This window comes from Streptomyces sp. Pv4-95 (assembly GCF_045782725.1).
Lineage (GTDB): Bacteria > Actinomycetota > Actinomycetes > Streptomycetales > Streptomycetaceae > Streptomyces.
This window is the reverse complement of record NZ_CP127172.1, coordinates 3,011,476-3,028,334: the sequence shown is the minus strand read 5'-3', so window position 1 is coordinate 3,028,334 and position 16,859 is coordinate 3,011,476. Positions and strand designations below refer to the sequence as shown.

The following is a 16,859-nucleotide window of genomic DNA, read 5'->3' as shown; positions in this document are numbered from 1 at the left end:
CAGGAGCCCGCCTCCCGTCATACCGCGGGGAGGCGGGCTCCTGCCTGTCGCACAGGCGGTGAGGGCCGGTCAGAGCGTCTTGTCGGTCTTCCCGGTCTCCTCGGCCGATGCGGCGTCCTCGATCGCGGCCAGTGCCGGGTCGAGGATGATGTCCTCGCCGCGGGCCGCGGTCGTGGGCTCCTCGGGGAAGTGGCAGGCGGTGAGGTGCCCCGCCTGGTTCCCGCCGAGCTGCACCAGCGGCGGCTCCTCGGACGCGCACTTGTCCTGCGCCTTCCAGCAGCGCGTACGGAACCGGCAGCCGGAGGGCGGGTTGACGGGGGAGGGGACGTCACCGGCGAGGCGGATGCGCTCGCGGTCCTCCTCCTCGGACTCCACCAGCTTGGCCTCGGGCACGGCCGAGAGCAGCGCGTGCGTGTAAGGGTGCCGTGGCCGGTTGTAGATCTCCTCGCGGCTGCCCACCTCGACGATCTTGCCGAGGTACATCACCGCGACGCGCTCGCTGAAGTGCCGCACGATCGCGAGGTCGTGCGCGATGAACAGGAACGCGATGCCCAGCTCGCGCTGGAGCTTTTGCAGCAGGTTGACGACCTGGGCCTGGATCGAGACGTCCAGCGCGGAGACCGGCTCGTCGGCCACGATCAGCTTCGGCTCCAGCGCGAGCGCGCGGGCCACGCCGATGCGCTGCCGCTGGCCGCCGGAGAACTCGTGCGGGAAGCGGTTGTAGTGCTCCGGGTTGAGACCGACGGTCTCCAGGAGCTCGCGGATCCGCTTCTCCCGGCCGCCGGGCGGGTTGATCCCGTTGATCTCCATCGGGCCACCGATGATGGTGCCGACCGTCTGCCGCGGGTTGAGCGAGGCGTACGGGTCCTGGAAGATCATCTGGATCTGCGAGCGGACCGGCGCCAGTGCCTTGCGGTTGGCGTGCGTGATGTCCTGGCCCGCATAGGTGATCTTGCCGGAGGTCGGCTCCATCAGCCGGGTGAGCAGCCGCCCGGTGGTGGACTTGCCGCAGCCCGACTCACCGACCAGGCCGAAGCTCTCGCCCGCGTGCACGGTCAGGTCGACGCCGTCGACCGCCTGTACCGCACCGACCTTCCGCTTGAACGGGAAACCGCCGTAGATCGGGAAGTGCTTGGTCAGCCCCTCGGCGGTGAGGAGGGGCTCGCCCTGCGGGGGCGCGGCGTCGCGGGGCGCGGGGAGGGTGACGTGGTCTGTCATGGTGGTGGCTCCCTAGCCCAGCCGGGGCTTGATCTGCTCGGTGAAGAAGGTCTGCTTCTGCTCGGGCCCGAGGTGGCACGCGGAGGCGCGTCCCAGCTCCAGTACCGGCCGCTCGTCGGTGCAGCGGCTGCCGCCGACCTCGTGGACGAAACCGCAGCGCGGGTTGAAGGCGCAGCCGGACGGCGGGGTGAGCAGGCTCGGCGGGGTGCCGGGGATCGGGTGCAGGGCCTCGCTGACGTCCGAGGAGAGCCGCGGCATGGAGCTCAACAGGCCCCAGGTGTACGGGTGCTGGGGCTGGGTGAGGATCTCCTTGACGGAGCCCCGCTCCACCGCCCGGCCGGCGTACATCACCAGCAGGTCGTCCGCGGTGTTGGCCACCACTCCGAGGTCGTGCGTGATCAGGATGATCGCGGAGCCGAACTCCTGCTGGAGGTCCTTGAGGAGGTCCAGGATCTGCGCCTGGACGGTGACGTCCAGGGCGGTGGTCGGCTCGTCCGCGATCAGCAGCTCGGGGTTGCAGACCAGCGCCATGGCGATCATGGCGCGCTGGCGCATACCGCCGGAGAACTGGTGCGGGTAGTCGTCCACCCGGAGGGTGGGCTGCGGGATGCCGACCTTGGTCAGCATCTCGATCGCACGCTGCCGGCCCTCGCGCTTGCTGGCGCCGGTGTGCTTGATGTACGGCTCCGCGATCTGCCGGCCGACCGTGTAGTACGGCGACAGCGCGGTCAGCGCGTCCTGGAAGATCATGGCCATCTTGTTGCCGCGGAGCTTTTCCAGGGTCTTCTCCCTGGCCCCGGTCAACTCCTGGCCGTCCAGGGTGATCTCGCCCGCGATCTCGGTCGACTTGGGGTTGTGCAGCCCCAGGACGGCGAGGTTGGTGACGGACTTGCCGGATCCCGACTCGCCGACGATGCCGAGCGTCTGCCCGCGTTCGAGGTCGAAGGAGAGGCCGTCGACCGCCTTGACGATGCCGTCCTCGGTGGAGAACCGCACGTACAGGTCGCGGACGGAGAGGAAGGGGTCCGATCCGGTCGGGACCGGCTTTCCCTCGGTCTTGGTGAGTGTGGTCACTTCAGGCTCTCCTAGGACAGGCGCACGCGCGGGTCGATGAAGGCGTACGTCGCATCCACGATGATGTTGAACACCAGGATCAGGGCGGCGCTGAAGATCAGCACGCCCAGCACCATGGGCAGATCGAGTGTGGTGACGGAGTTGATCGCCAGCCGGCCGATGCCCGCCAGCGAGAACGTGTACTCGGTGATCATGGCGCCGCCGAAGAGCGACCCCAGGTCCATGCCGAGGATGGTGACGATGGGGATCAGCGAACCGCGCCAGGCGTAGCGCATGAAGACATAACGCGCCGGCATGCCCTTGGCCTTGGCCGTGCGGACGTGCTCCTCCTGGAGCTGCTCGATCATCGTCGAGCGCGACATACGGGTGTACTGCGCGGTGAAGATCGTCGACATGACCAGCCACGGCAGCAGCAGGCCCATGAACCAGCCGGCCGGGTTGCTGGTGAAGTCCACGTACTTCGGGGAGGCCATCACGCCGCTGTAGACGAAGATGCCGAGCACGATCGGGCCGAGGATGTAGATCTGCACCGAGCTGAGGACCATGGACACGCCGGTGACGGTCTTGTCCAGCATCGTGCCGCGCTTCCATGCGGCGAGCAGGCCCGCACCGAGTCCGATGGTCAGGAAGACGACGACACCGCCGATGGCCAGCGACGCCGTGGTGGGCAGCCGGTCCATCATCGTCGACCAGACGTCCTGCTTGGTGGCGAAGGAGTAGCCGAAGCAGGGGGCGTCGCAGCGGCCGATGGTGTAGTCGCGGCCGGTGAAGATGCCCGAGAGGAAGTCCCAGTACTGCTGCGGCAGGGGCTTGTCGAGGCCGAGGTTCTGGTGGATGAGGGCGATGTTGTCAGCGGTGCAGTTCTTTCCGCAGGACATCGTGGCCGGGTCGCCCACGGCGAAGAACACGAAGAAGGTGAAGGCGCTCAGCAGGACGAGGGTGACGACCGCGCCGAACGTCCGGCGAAATAGGAAGGGAAGCATGACGATTCGCTGCTCTCAGGACGGCGGCGGCAGTGGGTGTGAGGGGTGACGGGGAAGGCCCCGGAGAACGCGCGCTCCGCCGTGCGCGCGCTCTCCGGGCCACCTTCGAAGGTGCCTACTTCTTGAGGAACAGCGTGGTCGGGTCGATGTAGCTGGCGTCCACGTTGTAGCGCGCACCACCGATGTTCGAGCCGTGCAGCTGGAGCACCTTGGTGTAGAACACCGGGGCGGCCGGGTTGACCTTCTCCACGATGTACTTGTGGAGCGTCTCCCACTCCTCGGTCGCCTTGGCCGCGTCCGCGATCTTGGAGATGCGGGCGATCTCGGCGTTCACGTGCTTGTCGTTGACGTGCGAGTAGTTCGAGGCGCCGTCCTGGATGGCGGTGCCGTCGTAGGACGGCGGGATGACGGTGGAGGCGTCCGCCCAGTCCTGGCCCCAGCCGGTCATGTAGATGTCGAAGCCGTTGTCGACCTTGCCCATCTGCTCGTACCAGGAGGCCGCGTCGACCTCCTTCTTCTGCACGTCGAAGCCGGCCTTGGTCAGCGCGTCCTCGATGACGACGGCTTCCTTCTGGCGCGCCTCGGTGTTGGAGTAGGCATAGACGAGCTTCATGCCCGTCTTGCCGGCCTCCTTGAGGAGCTTCTTGGCCTTCTCCGGCTCACCGTTCGGGTGCTTGATCTTGCCGTACGGGTCGTAGCCCTTCTGGTAACCCGCGACGGTCGGGGCGAGCAGACCGCCGGCGATCTCACCGCCGTAGCTGCCGCCGTTGACGCGCACGATCTGGCCGTTCGGCAGCGCGTAGGTGATCGCATCGCGGATCTTCTTGTCCTTGATGCGGTCCATGTTGAAGTTCATCTGCCAGACGTAGGGCTGGTAGCCCTGGACCAGGCGCTTGCTGGCACTGGCGTTCTCCAGCACCTGCTTGGTCAGCGTCGGCTCCACCGAGTTGGTGAAGCTGACCGCGTTCTTGGCCTCGCCCTGGTCGGCCATCAGGCGCTTGGTGGAGTCCGAGGCCTGGTGGTTGAAGGAGATGTCGTACCCGTCGGGGTACTGGTGGCGCATCGGGTCGGTCTTGGGGTCCCAGTTGGTGTTCTTCACCAGCTTCATGGACTTGCCCGACTTGAACGAAGCGATCTTGTACGGTCCCGCGCAGACCGGCGCGACGTCGTAGCTGTCCTTCGTGTCCTTCGCGCCTTCCGGGACCGCGCTGTAGCCCGGCATGGTCAGCGCGTACGGCAGCTGGGACTGCGGCTGCTTGAAGTGGAAGACGATGGTCTTGTCGTCCGGGGTGTCCAGAACGCTCTTGGGCAGGTGGTCGCCCTTGTACGGACCGTCCGGCAGCGCCTTGCGGTAGCTGGTGCCCGAGCCCGACAGCCACTGCTGGATGTAGGTCGGACCGTCGGTGATGAACTTCGCGTACTGGCGCTCGAAGGTGTGGCGTATGTCCTTCGAGGTGATCGGCGTGCCGTCGGCGAACTTCACGCCGTCCTTGAGCGTGTACTTCCAGGTCTTGCCGCCGTCGGACATCTGGCCCGAGTCGGTGGCGAGGTCGCCCACCACCGTCGCGTTGCCCTTGTCGTCCTGCTTGAAGGTGGTCAGACCGCGGAAGATCAGCTGCGACAGGACCTTCATGTCGCTGACGTACATCTGCGCCGGGTCCAGGTGGTTGTAGCTGTCACGCTGGTAGACGCGGATGGTGCCGCCGGGCTTGGCGCCCTTGACCGGGGCGGCCGGGCCGACCGATTCGGCGGCCTTGCCGAGCGGCACGGCCTTCGACTGGCCCGCCGCGTCCTTGTCGGTCTGCGACTGGTCCTTGCCCGCGCTGCTGCCGCTGCTGCAGCCGGTGAGGGCCATTGAGCCGGCCGCGAGGGCCACGACCAGTGCGCGTGCTCTGCGCGTAGATAGAGCGTTCATGAGGTTCCAAGCACCTGCCTGTCAGTTGGTGTCCAGATGTGCTGCCGAGGCATCCGGTGGGAGACCGGCGCGGGGGTGACAGCCGCCCCCCTCAAGTGGACGATCAGCGCCCGGATTTGGGGTCGAAGGCGTCCCGGACCGAGTCCCCGAGCAGGTTGAAGCACAGCACGAAGATCACCATCGCGGCGCCGGGGAACAGCAAGAAGGTCGGGTCGTTCTCGTACACGTTGCCGGCCGTGTGGAACAGCCGGCCCCAGTCGGGGGTCGGCTCCATGATGCCGACGCCCAGATAGGACAGGCCGGCCTCCGCCGTGACGAACAGCGGGAGCATGTAGGTGCTCTGCACGAGGATCGGCGTCACCACGTTGGGCAGCAGTTCCTTGCGGATGATCCGCCAGGGGGACGCGCCGGTGATCTTCGCGGCCTCGACGAACTCCCGCTCGCGCAGGGACAGCACCTGGCCGCGCAGCAGACGGGCCAGACCCATCCAGCCCAGACCCCACTGCACGAGGATCAGGGCCACCACGCGGACGTAGGTGGGTGTCTCGTCGGACGGCGGAACGAAGATCGCCACCACGACCGGCATGAACGCCACGAACGTGAGCTGGCTCGGGAAGGCGAGCAGGAAGTCGATCACGCGGCCGAGCCAGTAGTCGGTCCTGCCGCCCACGTATCCGGCGGTGACGCCGAGGATCGTGCCGGTGACGACCACCAGGACCGTCACCGCGACCGAGATGCCCAGCGAGGTGCGGATGCCGTAGAGCAGCTGGGTGAACAGGTCGCGGCCGAGCGACGGCTCGATGCCGAACCAGAACTCGCCGGACATGCCGCCGTTGGGGCCGACCGGGTAGCCGAACTCGTCGAGCAGGTCGAAGTTGTCGTTGCCGTAGAGCGTGTACGGGTTCTTGCCGTACAGCGAGGCGATGACGGGTGCCAGAGCCGCGACGACGAAGAAGGCGAGCACGACGATCGCGCAGACCATGCCGGTGCGGTCGCGCTTGAAGCGCATCCACATCAGCTGGCCAGGAGAACGGCCGACGAGCTCACCGCCCGTACGGTCCTTCTCCTTCTTCAGACCCTCGGGGCCGAGTCCTGGGGTGTCGGACTGGGTAGCCGCGGTCTGGGATGGACTAGTCATCGCGAAGTGCCCCCGCGCAGAGTTCTCTTGGAACATGAGGCGGCGCCGATTCGCACCGCTGGATGAGCGGACTTTCGCAAGTGATTTATGGCGGAGTCAAGGGGATGCGGTGTGCTGATGCGCAGGTCGTCCGCTTCTTGAGCGAAGATTGCGCAGATTGACGCACGGGCGTGCTTGACAGGCGACCGCAATGTACGGCATGGGGGACATATCGCCACCAACTGCTTTAACATGAAGGCAACTTCACTGTCGCAACACCGATATACGGACGCGGCATGCTGAACAACGTACGGCCGTGCGGGTGCCGTAGACCGGCCGGGACCGCCAGGCGGCGTCCCGGCCGGTCATCGTTTTGTCCGGGTTCGGTGAGCGTCGGCGCCGGCGCTCCCGCCCGCCCCCCGGCCTCGCCTCCCGGCCCGCGCGGGGCGGCCCCCGAGGCGCTCGGCCACCCCGGCTGTTGTCCCCGTGCCGGGACAGGAGTAGACCTGCGGTAGGCGCCGCGCGCGGAGATCGGCGCCGGGAGGCCGGCACATCGACACGGACGGGGGGACAGGCCGTGTCCACACCGCAAGGAAGCGCTCTCACCCGTGGGGCGCGCGGCATCGGCGGCCTGGCCTGCCTGCTGCTCGCACTGCTCGGCACGGGATGGATCATCAGGGACCTCTCCGTCGCCCAGCAGCCCGCGGACGTCTGGTGGACCTGGCTCGGCGAGGCGCGGCGGCCACGCGAGTTCACCGCCTGGGCCACCTGCGCGCTCGACCCGCTGCTGGTGCTCGGCGCGCTCGCCGCGGCCGTCGCCTCGGTGCGGGACGCCGTCGCCCCTGCGGTGGCCGCGGGCGGACTGCTCGCGATCGCCGTCGCCACGGTCCTGCTGCGACTGCCGCTGCTCTGGGTCCTCGGGGCGGGCCGGCTGCAAGGGCTGGACGGCGGGCTCACCGGGCAGGCCCGGCTCACCGCCATCGCTCAACTCGCGCTCTCCGCGGTGCTGCTCGTCGTGCTCGCCGCCGGGCGGCGGCCCGAGTATCGGCCGGAGCGCGCCTCGTACGAGCTCCCCAGGGGGGCGCACGCGGCCTACGGGGTCGTCGGCCGTACCCCCCGCGGCACGGCACCCCGGAAGCCCGGAGGCCCGCGCAAGGGGCCCGCGGCCGCCGCCGGGTGGGCGCTGGGCGCCGCCGGGGCGGCGGTCGCGGCCTGGGAGGTCCACTGGTGGAGCCGGCTCGGCTGGGACACCTACTGCAAGGGGCTGATCGGCGACGCCTCCGTCTTCCGCGCCCTGCTGCAGCCTCCGGTGCACTGGCAGGCGCTGGTGCTCGCCCTGCTGGCGGTGCCGGCCGCGGCCGGCACCCTGCGCCGCGCCCCCTGGGCCAGGCCGGCCGCGATGGTCACCGGTGCCCTGCTGGCCTCCCAGGGTGCCGCCACACTCGTCTTCGCCGCGCACACGGGGCAGCTGGCCCGCTTCGCGGTGCTGCCCGCCGCCTCCCGGCTGGAGTTGGGCACCGGGGCCCTGGTGGCGGTCGCCGGGCTGGTCGCGCTGGCCGCGGCGGCCCGGTCCGGCGCGCCTGCGGGGCGCACGGCACCGGGGGACGCGGTGGTCGCCTACGGGCCGGCCGCGGGCGACCGGCGGCCCCGGCACGCCCCGCCCCCGCCGTCGAGGCTGCCGCCCGGCTGGTGAGGCCGGGCGGCAGCGACGGAGGGCCTGCCGCCGGTCAGCTCATCCCCAAGGACCTCTTGAGGAAGTCGACCTGCAGCAGGAGCAGGTTTTCGGCCACCTGCTCCTGCGGCGTCATATGCGTCACCCCGGACAGCGGCAGCACCTCGTGCGGGCGGCCCGCCGCCAGCAGCGCCGAGGACAACCGCAGCGAATGCGCCACGACCACGTTGTCGTCGGCCAGACCGTGCACGATCAGCATCGGACGGTGCGGCTCCCGGGCCCCCGAGAGGCCCTCGTCGGTGAGCAGCGAGTTGGCCGCGTAGACCTCGGGCTCCTCGTCCGGGTGGCCGAGATACCGCTCCTGGTAATGGGTGTCGTACAGCCGCAGATCGGTCACCGGGGCGCCCACCACGGCCGCGTGGAAGACGTCGGGCCGGCGCAGCGCGGCGAGCCCCGCGAGGTAGCCGCCGAAGGACCAGCCCCGGATGGCGACCCGCTCCAGATCCAGCGGCAGCGACCCGGCCAGTGCCTGGAGGGCGTCGACCTGGTCCTCCAGCGTGACGTCCGCGAGGTTCCGCGACACCGCCTTCTCCCAGGAGGGGGAGCGGCCGGGTGTGCCCCGGCCGTCCGCGACGATCACCGCGAAACCCTGGTCGGCGAACCACTGGGAGGTCAGATAGGCGTTGTGCGCGGCGACCACCCGCTGGCCGTGCGGACCGCCGTACGGGTCCAGCAGCACCGGCAGCGGACCGTCCTCCTCGCGATGGCCGTCCGGCAGCAGCACCGCGCAGGGGATCTGCCGCTCACCGGCGAGGACGAGGCGGGGGCGGGCGGTGAGGGCCGGCTCCTCGGCGTACGAGCCGATCGTGGCGAGGGTCTTCTCACCGCCGTCCGCGTCCAGCCGCACCACCTCCACCTGGGCGCCCGGCCGTTCCAGCGACGCCTGCGACAGCACCACGAGCGAGCCGCTGCGCACCGCGGAGGACACGGTGGGGTACGGGCGGGTGCCGACGCGCTCCCAGCCGCCCTGGTCGCCGCTGCCGCGGAACCAGGCGCGGTAGACCCCGATGTCGTGCATCTCGCTGCCGCTCGCGGAGAACAGCACCTCGTCCTCGCCGATGTCCAGGACGGCCCGGACGTGCAGCGGCGCACCGGTCAGCGGGCGGTCGCCGACGAACAGCTTGCGCGCGCCGCCCTCGTCGGCGATGCGTACCAGCCGGCCGTCCGGCGTCCAGGCCGGCGCCCCCGGGAACGGCTCGACCCACACCTCGTCCTCGTCCTCGTGCACCGTGCGGGTCGCGCCGGTCGTGGTGTCGACGGTCAGATAGCGCTGGTCGCGCTGGTCGCGGGACTGGACGAGCAGCAGCGGGGGACCGGCCGCGGACCAGTGCACGCGCGCCAGATAGGGGTAGCGCTCGGTGTCCCAGGTGACGTCGGTGCGGGAGCCGTCCAGGCCGAAAATCGCCAGTGAGACCTTGGCGTTGGCGGTGCCGGCTGCGGGGTAGGGGACCCGGGTGGGTTCGCGGTCGGGATGGGCGGGGTCGGAGATCCACCAGCGCCGCACCGGCGACTCGTCGACCCGCGCGGCCAGCAGCCGGTCGCTCTCCGGTGACCACCAAAAGCCCCGGTAGCGGCCCATCTCCTCGGCCGCGATGAACTCCGCCAGGCCCCAGGTGACCTCGGGGCCGTCGGGCCGCGCCAGCAGACGGTCCGCGCCCGGCCGCCCGGCCGCCCCGTCCCCGGTGGCGTCGGAGCCGTCGGAGCCGTCGGCCGTGGCGCTGCCGTCGGCCGCGACCACCCGCAGCCCGCCGTCCGCCACGAAGGCGATGTGCCGGCCGTCCGGCGACGGGCGCGGGTCCACCACCGGCCCCTGGACGGGGATTTCGCGCGTGGTGCCGGCCCGCAGCTCGGAGACGAACAGTCGCCCGGAAAGGGGGAAGGCGGCCAACTCGACCGCGGAGTCCACCGCGTAGCCGACGATGCCCGCCGAGCCCTCGCGGGTGCGCTCGCGGCGGGCCCGCTCCTCCGGGGAGAGCTCCTCGTCCGCGCCGGCGAGCAGCGCCCGCGGGTCGGCGGCGGTGAACTCGCGTCCCTCGTTCAGGTCGAGGACCCAGAGCTGCTGAGTGCGGTCGGTACCCGTTGCGGAGCGGAGGAAGACGACGCGCGCGCCGTCCGGGGAGAGGGCGTAGCCGCGCGGAGCGCCCAGCGTGAAGCGCTGTGTACGGGCGTGTTGCCGGGGGAAGGGAAGCTGTCCGGTCATGGGGGGAGCCTAAGGGTGTTCGGGCTCACACGGTCGCGCTCGTTTGGATCGCGTGCGCCCCTGTTCTGCTTCTGTGCTCCGACATATGCGCGCGGACGGAAAGTTATGATCCCTTGCGCGTCATGGGAACGGGGTAAAGAGCCCATGGCATACCCCGGTGTGAGATCCGTCGAGGCGGTCGAGCACCATCAACTCTGTCCGGTCCATGCGTACTTGGAGGTGAGCCGCCGTGGCACTCTCGATTTCGGCGGTGGTGCTGCTGGCGATCATCGTCTTCTTGCTCGTCAAGAAGTCAGGGTTGAAGGGCGGGCATGCATTCGTCTGCATGCTGCTGGGCTTCTACTTGTCCAGCTCGTCCATCGCTCCGACGATCAAGCAACTGACGACGAACGTCGCCGGAATGCTCGGCAACATCAAGTTCTGAGCCGTTCGCCGGCCGGCGCCCGTACATCGTTCGGGCGTACGGCCGCCGACCGGGATCACGTGCTGAATCCCGACCGGGCGGCTCGTAGGCTGTCCCCATGACCGACCTTCCCGCCCGTCGTCTGCTGCTGGTGCACGCGCACCCGGACGACGAGTCGATCAACAACGGCGTCACCATGGCCAAGTACGCGGCCGAGGGCGCGCTGGTCACGCTCGTGACCTGCACCCGCGGCGAGGAGGGCGAGGTCATTCCGCCCGAACTCGCCCATCTCACCCCGGATCGGGACGACACTCTCGGCCCGCACCGCGTCGGCGAACTCGCCGCGGCGATGACCGCCCTGGGCGTCACCGACCACCGCTTCCTCGGCGGACCGGGCCGCTATCGCGACTCCGGCATGATGGGCGCGCCCCAGAACGACCGGCACAACGCCTTCTGGCGGGCCGAACTCGACGAGGCCGCCGCTCATCTGGTGGCCGTCATCCGCGAGGTCAGGCCCCAGGTGCTGGTCACCTATGACCCGAATGGCGGCTACGGCCACCCCGACCACATCCAGGCGCACCGCGTGGCGATGCGCGGCGCGGAGCTGGCGGCGCAGGAGGGCTTCCGCCCCGACCTGGGTCCGACGCACGCGATCGCGAAGATCTACTGGAACCGCAATTCCCGTTCGGTGGTCGAGGAGGGCCTGGAGCAGCTGCGCGCCGCGGGCCACGCCTTCCCCGGTGTCGCCTCCGCCGGCGACGTACCGGGTGTGGTTCCGGACGGCGAGATCACGGCGTCCATCGTCGGGGAGGCGGACCACGCGGCGGCGAAGACCGCCGCGATGCGGGCGCATTACACCCAGATCGCCGTGTCCGGACCGTTTTTCGCGCTCTCCAACGACCTGGGCCAGCCGGTGTTCCGCACCGAGCACTATCAGCTCGTGCAGGGGGACGCGGGAGTGGCCGAGGGGACCCGGGAGGGCGATCTCTTCGCGGGAATCGGTGGAATGGCGGGTATGGCCGGTATTTCGGGTACGGATGGCAGTGCCCGGACAGAGGAGGCGGCGGAATGAGTGCGGCGAAGGGTGGCGGGTCCGCGGGCAAGGGCGGCCGCCGGTCGAGGGCCGGAGCCGGCGGCGCGTCCGGGGCCGGGACCGGCGGTCCGGTCCGGCCGGCCGCGAGCGCCGCGCTGTCCGCCCCGCTGACACCCGGCCGGGTTGCCCTGTATGTCCTGCTGCTCGTCGCGGGCGTGCTCGTCGGGCTGGCCGGGACACTCCTGCAAGCGGCCTGGCTCCCGGGTGGATTGGTGTTGACGCTGGCCGGGACGGGTGGTCTCTTCTACGGTGGCGCCAGGGCGACCGGCACCACCGCGGGGGTCCTGGTTCCGGGTGCCGCGTGGCTGGTGACGATCTTCCTGCTGCTCGGTGAGGCCCGGCCGGAGGGTGACTTCCTCTTCGGCGCGGGAATCGGCTCGTACGTCTTCCTGCTGGGCGGAATTCTGATGGCTGTGATCTGTGCCACCAGCGCCCGGATGAGGGCTACGGGCGTACGCCACGGCGGAGTTGGCGGATGACGTGGCCCATATCCTGACCTGCGCTCCGAGGGTCGCCGCGAACGAATCCGGTGCCGGGGGTTCGCCCGTGCGGTCGGTGTTCGTACGCTCTTCGGGTGTCCGTCGGCGGCGGCCAGTATGGTGGTGCGCGCCGCCGCGCCGCCCTGGGGGCACCTCCCGGCCTGAGGTCGGGGATCATCTCTGACGAGCGGCGGAGCCAACCGGGAGAACCTGCTTTGAGTCGTGAATCTGACAGTTCGTCCTCCGGCCCCCAGGGCCGCGGCGGAGCCGCGTACCCCTCGGGGACGCCGCCTTACGGCTCGCCCAGGAGAGAAGCCGACGAGTCGGCGGCCGGCGCCGCGGCGCAACCGGCGGAGCCCAAGACCGAGACCACGCTGACGACGCGGATCAAGATCAACATTCCGGGGTCGCGCCCCATCCCGCCGGTCGTCGTGCGCAAGCCCGTCGGTGAGGAGTCCGGCATGAACGCATCGGCTGGTTCCGGCGGCGCCGCCGGGTCCGGCGGAACGCCCCGCCCCCCGCGCGGAGCCGAGCGGAACGCGGAACGCACCGGCAACACCCCGCGGCCCGGCGCCCCGTCGGACGGAGCCCCCGCGGGCGGCCCGCCCGAGAAGACCAGCGACTGGTTCGCGCCGCGCAAGGCCGGGCCCGCCGGCTCGTCGTCGACCACCGGGTCGCACGCGGCGCCGCCGCCGCCCCCCGCGGGCGGCCAGACCCCGCGCCCGCTCGGCGCGTCCGGTACGACGCCGCCGCGCAGGCCGTCCGGATCGAAGCCCCCGCAGCGCCCCGACCTGCCCTACTTCTCGGACAGCCAGGCTCCGCAGAGCGGCGGTTCGCCGTTCGACGGCGGGGCGCCCCAGGGCGGTTCGCCGTTCGACGGCGGCTCACCGTTCGACGGCGGTGGCGCGCAGGGCGGCGGTACGCCGTTCGACGGTGGCGCCTCCCGGGGCGGCGGTTCCCCGTTCGACGGTGGCGGCGGTCCCACGCGCGACCACAGCCCGTTCGACGCCCCCGGCCCGAGCGGACCGACGACGGGTCCGGCGCGCGGCGACTCCGCGCTCAACCTTCCGCCCGGCTTCAGCGACCCCGCGGCGGGCCCCGGCGGTGCCCCGCGCGTCGACGACACCGCCGAGCTCACCCCACAGCCCCCCGCGTCCCTGACCGGACCTGGCAGCGGCCTCGGCGTCACCGGCGGCATCGCCGGCGGGCGGGCCACCGGCCCTAAGGGCGGCCCCGCCGACGACCGCGACGCCCCGCGCGGCGGCACCGGATCGCACGGCCGGGTCTCCGGCGACACCCTCGTCAGCGGCATCCCGAAGGTCCCGGGGGCGGACGGCCCGGCCTCCCCCCCGGCGTTCGGCGCCGGTGGCTCCGGTCCGGGCGAGAGCGCCGCTCCGGCGCCGCGTCCCAAGATCCCGGAGCCGATCAACCCGCCCAAGAAGGGCCGCAACAAGATCGTCCTCGTGGGCGTCGGCGTCGTGGTCCTCGCGGGCATCGCCTACGGCGCGGGCCTGCTCCTGGACCACGCCGATGTGCCCAACGGCACCACCGTGCTCGGTGTGGACATCGGCGGCACCACCAAGGAAGACGCGGTCAAGCGGCTGGAGGCGGCGCTCAAGGACCGCCGTGCCGAGCCGCTGAAGCTCACCGTCGACGGCCGGTCCCAGACGCTCCAGCCGGCTCGCGCGGGCCTGGACGTCGACACCCAGACGACGGTCCGCAACGCCGCCGGCCGGGACTACAACCCGGTCTCCGTCATCGGCTCGCTCTTCGGCGGCACCCGCGCGGCCAAGCCCGCCATGATCGTCGACGATGAGAAGCTGGAGATCGCGCTGCAGAACGCGGCGGGCTCCGCGAGCGCCGCCAAGGACGGCGGGATCGTCTTCCGGAACGGCAAGGCGGTGCCGCACTACGGCTCGCCGTACAAGTCGATCGACGTCGAGTCGTCCAAGGCGAAGGTCGCCGAGGCGTACCGTCAGCGCGCCGAGACCGGCACCGACGCCCCCGTGGTGCTGGCCGCCGGCATGCAGCAGCCGAAGGTCGGCAAGGCCGCGGTGGACCGGGCGATGAAGCAGTTCGCCGAGCCGGCGATGTCCGGTCTCGTGACGGTCCGCACGGACGCGGCCCACACGGTCTCCTTCAGCCCGCAGAAGTCGATCCCGAAGTTCCTGTCCTTCAAGATCGTGGACGGGGGGCTGGTGCCCTACTACGACCGGCCCGCGCTCAAGCAGCTCTACGGCGACACCTTCAACGGCATCATGGTCACCAAGGGCGACGGCTCCCGGCACCCGGTCAGCGTCGAAGAGGTGGCGAGCGCGGTGGGCAAGGCCCTGCTCGGGCGGACCCCCGCCGAGCGGATCCAGACCATCGAGACGAACGGCAGCTGACCGCCGCACCGCGCGGTCAACGCAGGCAGCGGGCCCTCGGTTCTCCTCGGCACACGCCGGGAGACCCGAGGGCCCCTGTCGTGCCACCGTGGCCGGCCGCCCCGGCGGTGATGCGCGGACGGCGACGGGCGCGAGCCACCGCCCCGCGAACCCCGCCGGGACCGTTGCCCCGGTGCGGTGTCGGGCGGCGTCCCGCAGGCTGGAAGTGTTATGCCTGCCACCCGCCCCACGGACAGCGGCCGCTACCCGGCGCTGCTGCTGATCCTCGCCGTCGTCATCGTGACGGTTCTGGACGCGACGACCGGTCCGGAGCTGCACATCTCGGCGTTCCTGGGCGTCGCCCCCCTGGTCGCCGCACTGCGCTGCTCCTTCCGCTGGACGCTCGTCGTGGGAGCGGTCTACGCGGTGTGCCTGACGTACGTGGACATCCTGACGGTGCCCGACTGGGCCCCGGCCAGCCGGGTCGTGGGGATATTCGGGGCGTTCCTGGTGGCCCTCTTCTCCGTGGTGCTGTGCCGCACCCGGCTGCAGCGCGAGGCGCTGCACGCCCGTACCCGCCTCGTCGCCGACACGGTGCAGCGCGCCATGCTGCGCGAGCTGCCGCTGCGCGCCGGACCGTTCGAGGCGTACGGCTTCTACGTCTCCGCGCAGGAGGGCGCCCGCGTCGGCGGCGACATCTACGAGGCCGTCGAGACGCCCCACGGGCTGCGCCTGATGATCGGCGACGTGCAGGGCAAGGGCATGCCCGCCATCGGCGCGGGCCTGGAGGTGCTGGCCTCCTTCCGGGAGGCCGCGCATTACCAGGAGTCCCTGGAGTCGGTCGCCGAACGCATGGAGCGCGCCCTGACCCGCTACAACACCCGTTCGGCCGAGCAGGGCACCGATGAACGCTTCGTCACCGCGCTGCTGATGGAGGTGGGCGCCCAGGAGGAGGGCAGGGTGCTGTCCTGCGGGCACATCCCCTACTACCTGGTGCGCGACGCCGAAGTCCACGAGCGCAGCGACGGGGAGGGCGGACTGCCGCTGGGCCTCGGCACCCTGAGCGGCGAACCGCGCCGGAGCGTACGCGTGCACCCCCGGCCCGACGACTGGGTGTTGCTCTGCACGGACGGGGTCACCGAGGCACGCGGCCGGGACGGCGAGTTCTACCCGCTGGGCGACCGGCTGGCCGCCTGGACCCGGCTGGAGCCGGCAGAACTGGCCCGCACCCTCCGGGCCGACCTGGAAGAGTTCACCGACGGTGACCTCAAGGACGACGCCACGGCACTGATCGTCCGTCGTACGCCGGCCGCCGGGACGGCAGGTGACGGCCTGCGGACGGACGGGGCCGCGGACGCCGCGGCCCCCCGCCGCCAGGCGCCCCCGCCCCCCGCCCCGCGGATCAATTGAGCATGGCGCGGGCGGTGGCGGCCTGCCGGCGGAGCGTGAGAGCGGTGGCCGGCTCGACCGCCTCCACCACCAGCGCGTACTCCTCCAGTTCCGCTGCCCCCGCGAGGAACTCACCGCGCTGCACCAGCAACTGGGCCCGTTCGAGACGCAGCCGCGCCGGATGGCTCGGCAGCAGCAGCGACAGCTCCAGCGCCCAGAGCTGCACCGCGCTGTGCTCCGGCCGGGCCTGCGCCCAGGCCCGGATGTTGTTGAGGATGCGCAGCACGATGTCCAGCGGGGTGGCGGGCGCCGGCATCGGCCCGGTCAGCGCCTCGCCGGTCGCCCCCGCGACCAGCACCGCCGCGTCCTCATCGGTGAGCGGGTGCCCGCCGTCGAACGGATCGGCCAGCACGTGCTCGCCGTACGGATCGCCGAACCCGACGACGAAGTGGCCGGGCAGGCCCATGCCGTAGACCGGTGCCCCGGCCCGGCGAGCGACCTCCATCCACACCACCGACAGCAGGATCGGCAGGCCGCGCCGGCGCCGCAGCACCTCGTGCAGCAGCGACGACTCCAGCCGCCGGTAGTCGCCGGCGGCGCCGCGGAAACCGCAGCGCTCGCCGAGCAGCTCGGCGAGATTGCGCGCCCAGGCGCCGGCGCCGCCGGTGGGAGCGTACGGCAGCTCGCCGGCCAGCCGGTCCAGCTCGATCTGTGCGGCGTCCATGGCCGCCTCGTCCAGCGCGGGGTCGGCCTCGGCGGCGATCAGCAGGCACAGCACGGCGAGGTCGGGCCGTTCCTCGCGGGCGGCCTCGGCGAACTGCCGCCGCCGCTCCTCACGGGCGCCGTCCGGCTTCGGACGGGGTTCATCGGACATGGCGGAGAAATCCCGG

General features: G+C 71.4%; 13 protein-coding genes. 6 read left to right on the top strand and 7 right to left on the bottom strand.

The features are described from left to right. Positions 1 to 69 precede the first annotated feature (69 nt). From QOM21_RS13285 to QOM21_RS13265, 5 genes are all read right to left on the bottom strand, one after another. Positions 70 to 1,218, bottom strand: a complete 1,149-nt coding sequence (locus tag QOM21_RS13285) for an ABC transporter ATP-binding protein (RefSeq protein ID WP_407550104.1) — start codon at positions 1,216 to 1,218, stop codon at positions 70 to 72. A gap of 12 nt (positions 1,219 to 1,230) precedes the next feature. Then, positions 1,231 to 2,292 (bottom strand): ABC transporter ATP-binding protein, encoded by a 1,062-nt coding sequence (locus tag QOM21_RS13280; protein ID WP_407550103.1) that lies wholly within the window; start codon positions 2,290 to 2,292, stop codon positions 1,231 to 1,233. 11 nt (positions 2,293 to 2,303) lie between these two features. Continuing rightward, positions 2,304 to 3,275, bottom strand: a complete 972-nt coding sequence (locus QOM21_RS13275; RefSeq protein ID WP_407550102.1) for an ABC transporter permease — start codon at positions 3,273 to 3,275, stop codon at positions 2,304 to 2,306. 115 nt (positions 3,276 to 3,390) lie between these two features. Further along, positions 3,391 to 5,190 carry an ABC transporter substrate-binding protein gene (locus QOM21_RS13270; RefSeq protein WP_407550101.1) on the bottom strand — a complete coding sequence of 600 codons (1,800 nt, stop codon included), beginning with the start codon at positions 5,188 to 5,190 and terminating at the stop codon, positions 3,391 to 3,393. A gap of 103 nt (positions 5,191 to 5,293) precedes the next feature. Further along, entirely contained in the window at positions 5,294 to 6,328 is a 1,035-nt protein-coding gene (locus tag QOM21_RS13265; protein WP_407550100.1) for an ABC transporter permease, read from the bottom strand. Positions 6,329 to 6,884: 556 nt separating this feature from the next. Here QOM21_RS13265 and QOM21_RS13260 point away from each other — a divergent pair. Continuing rightward, on the top strand, positions 6,885 to 8,000 hold the full coding sequence (locus QOM21_RS13260; RefSeq protein WP_407550099.1) for a hypothetical protein: 1,116 nt from the start codon (positions 6,885 to 6,887) through the stop codon (positions 7,998 to 8,000). A gap of 34 nt (positions 8,001 to 8,034) precedes the next feature. On the opposite strand, the gene QOM21_RS13255 is transcribed toward QOM21_RS13260, so the two are convergent. Then, entirely contained in the window at positions 8,035 to 10,239 is a 2,205-nt protein-coding gene (locus tag QOM21_RS13255) for a prolyl oligopeptidase family serine peptidase (RefSeq protein WP_407550098.1), read from the bottom strand. A 229-nt stretch (positions 10,240 to 10,468) separates the two neighbouring features. Between QOM21_RS13255 and QOM21_RS13250 the strand changes: the two genes are divergently transcribed. The 5 genes from QOM21_RS13250 to QOM21_RS13230 all read left to right on the top strand — a co-directional run bounded on the left by QOM21_RS13250 (position 10,469) and on the right by QOM21_RS13230 (position 15,990). Beyond that, positions 10,469 to 10,663 carry a hypothetical protein gene (locus QOM21_RS13250; RefSeq protein ID WP_393896359.1) on the top strand — a complete coding sequence of 65 codons (195 nt, stop codon included), beginning with the start codon at positions 10,469 to 10,471 and terminating at the stop codon, positions 10,661 to 10,663. A gap of 97 nt (positions 10,664 to 10,760) precedes the next feature. After that, positions 10,761 to 11,714: an N-acetyl-1-D-myo-inositol-2-amino-2-deoxy-alpha-D-glucopyranoside deacetylase gene (gene mshB, locus QOM21_RS13245; RefSeq protein WP_407550097.1), complete on the top strand. Its 954-nt coding sequence runs from the start codon at positions 10,761 to 10,763 to the stop codon at positions 11,712 to 11,714. Next, positions 11,711 to 12,214, top strand: a complete 504-nt coding sequence (locus tag QOM21_RS13240; protein ID WP_407550096.1) for a DUF6113 family protein — start codon at positions 11,711 to 11,713, stop codon at positions 12,212 to 12,214. The genes mshB and QOM21_RS13240 overlap by 4 nt, the downstream gene beginning before the upstream one ends. A gap of 215 nt (positions 12,215 to 12,429) precedes the next feature. Then, positions 12,430 to 14,601: a hypothetical protein gene (locus QOM21_RS13235; protein ID WP_407550095.1), complete on the top strand. Its 2,172-nt coding sequence runs from the start codon at positions 12,430 to 12,432 to the stop codon at positions 14,599 to 14,601. A gap of 210 nt (positions 14,602 to 14,811) precedes the next feature. Further along, positions 14,812 to 15,990, top strand: a complete 1,179-nt coding sequence (locus tag QOM21_RS13230) for a PP2C family protein-serine/threonine phosphatase (protein WP_407550094.1) — start codon at positions 14,812 to 14,814, stop codon at positions 15,988 to 15,990. Here QOM21_RS13230 and QOM21_RS13225 read toward each other — a convergent pair. Then, positions 15,983 to 16,843, bottom strand: a complete 861-nt coding sequence (locus QOM21_RS13225; RefSeq protein ID WP_407550093.1) for a tetratricopeptide repeat protein — start codon at positions 16,841 to 16,843, stop codon at positions 15,983 to 15,985. The genes QOM21_RS13230 and QOM21_RS13225 overlap by 8 nt on opposite strands. Between the last annotated feature and the right edge of the window lie 16 nt (positions 16,844 to 16,859).

What these genes read in the sequence shown, in the direction of transcription:
- QOM21_RS13285 (WP_407550104.1), bottom strand. Translation starts at nt 1,218, where the DNA reads ATGACAGACCACGTCACCCTCCCCGCGCCCCGCGACGCCGCGCCCCCG.
- QOM21_RS13275 (WP_407550102.1), bottom strand. Translation starts at nt 3,275, where the DNA reads ATGCTTCCCTTCCTATTTCGCCGGACGTTCGGCGCGGTCGTCACCCTC.
- QOM21_RS13270 (WP_407550101.1), bottom strand. Translation starts at nt 5,190, where the DNA reads ATGAACGCTCTATCTACGCGCAGAGCACGCGCACTGGTCGTGGCCCTC.
- QOM21_RS13265 (WP_407550100.1), bottom strand. Translation starts at nt 6,328, where the DNA reads ATGACTAGTCCATCCCAGACCGCGGCTACCCAGTCCGACACCCCAGGA.
- QOM21_RS13255 (WP_407550098.1), bottom strand. Translation starts at nt 10,239, where the DNA reads ATGACCGGACAGCTTCCCTTCCCCCGGCAACACGCCCGTACACAGCGC.
- mshB (WP_407550097.1), top strand. Translation starts at nt 10,761, where the DNA reads ATGACCGACCTTCCCGCCCGTCGTCTGCTGCTGGTGCACGCGCACCCG.
- QOM21_RS13240 (WP_407550096.1), top strand. Translation starts at nt 11,711, where the DNA reads ATGAGTGCGGCGAAGGGTGGCGGGTCCGCGGGCAAGGGCGGCCGCCGG.
- QOM21_RS13230 (WP_407550094.1), top strand. Translation starts at nt 14,812, where the DNA reads ATGCCTGCCACCCGCCCCACGGACAGCGGCCGCTACCCGGCGCTGCTG.
- QOM21_RS13225 (WP_407550093.1), bottom strand. Translation starts at nt 16,843, where the DNA reads ATGTCCGATGAACCCCGTCCGAAGCCGGACGGCGCCCGTGAGGAGCGG.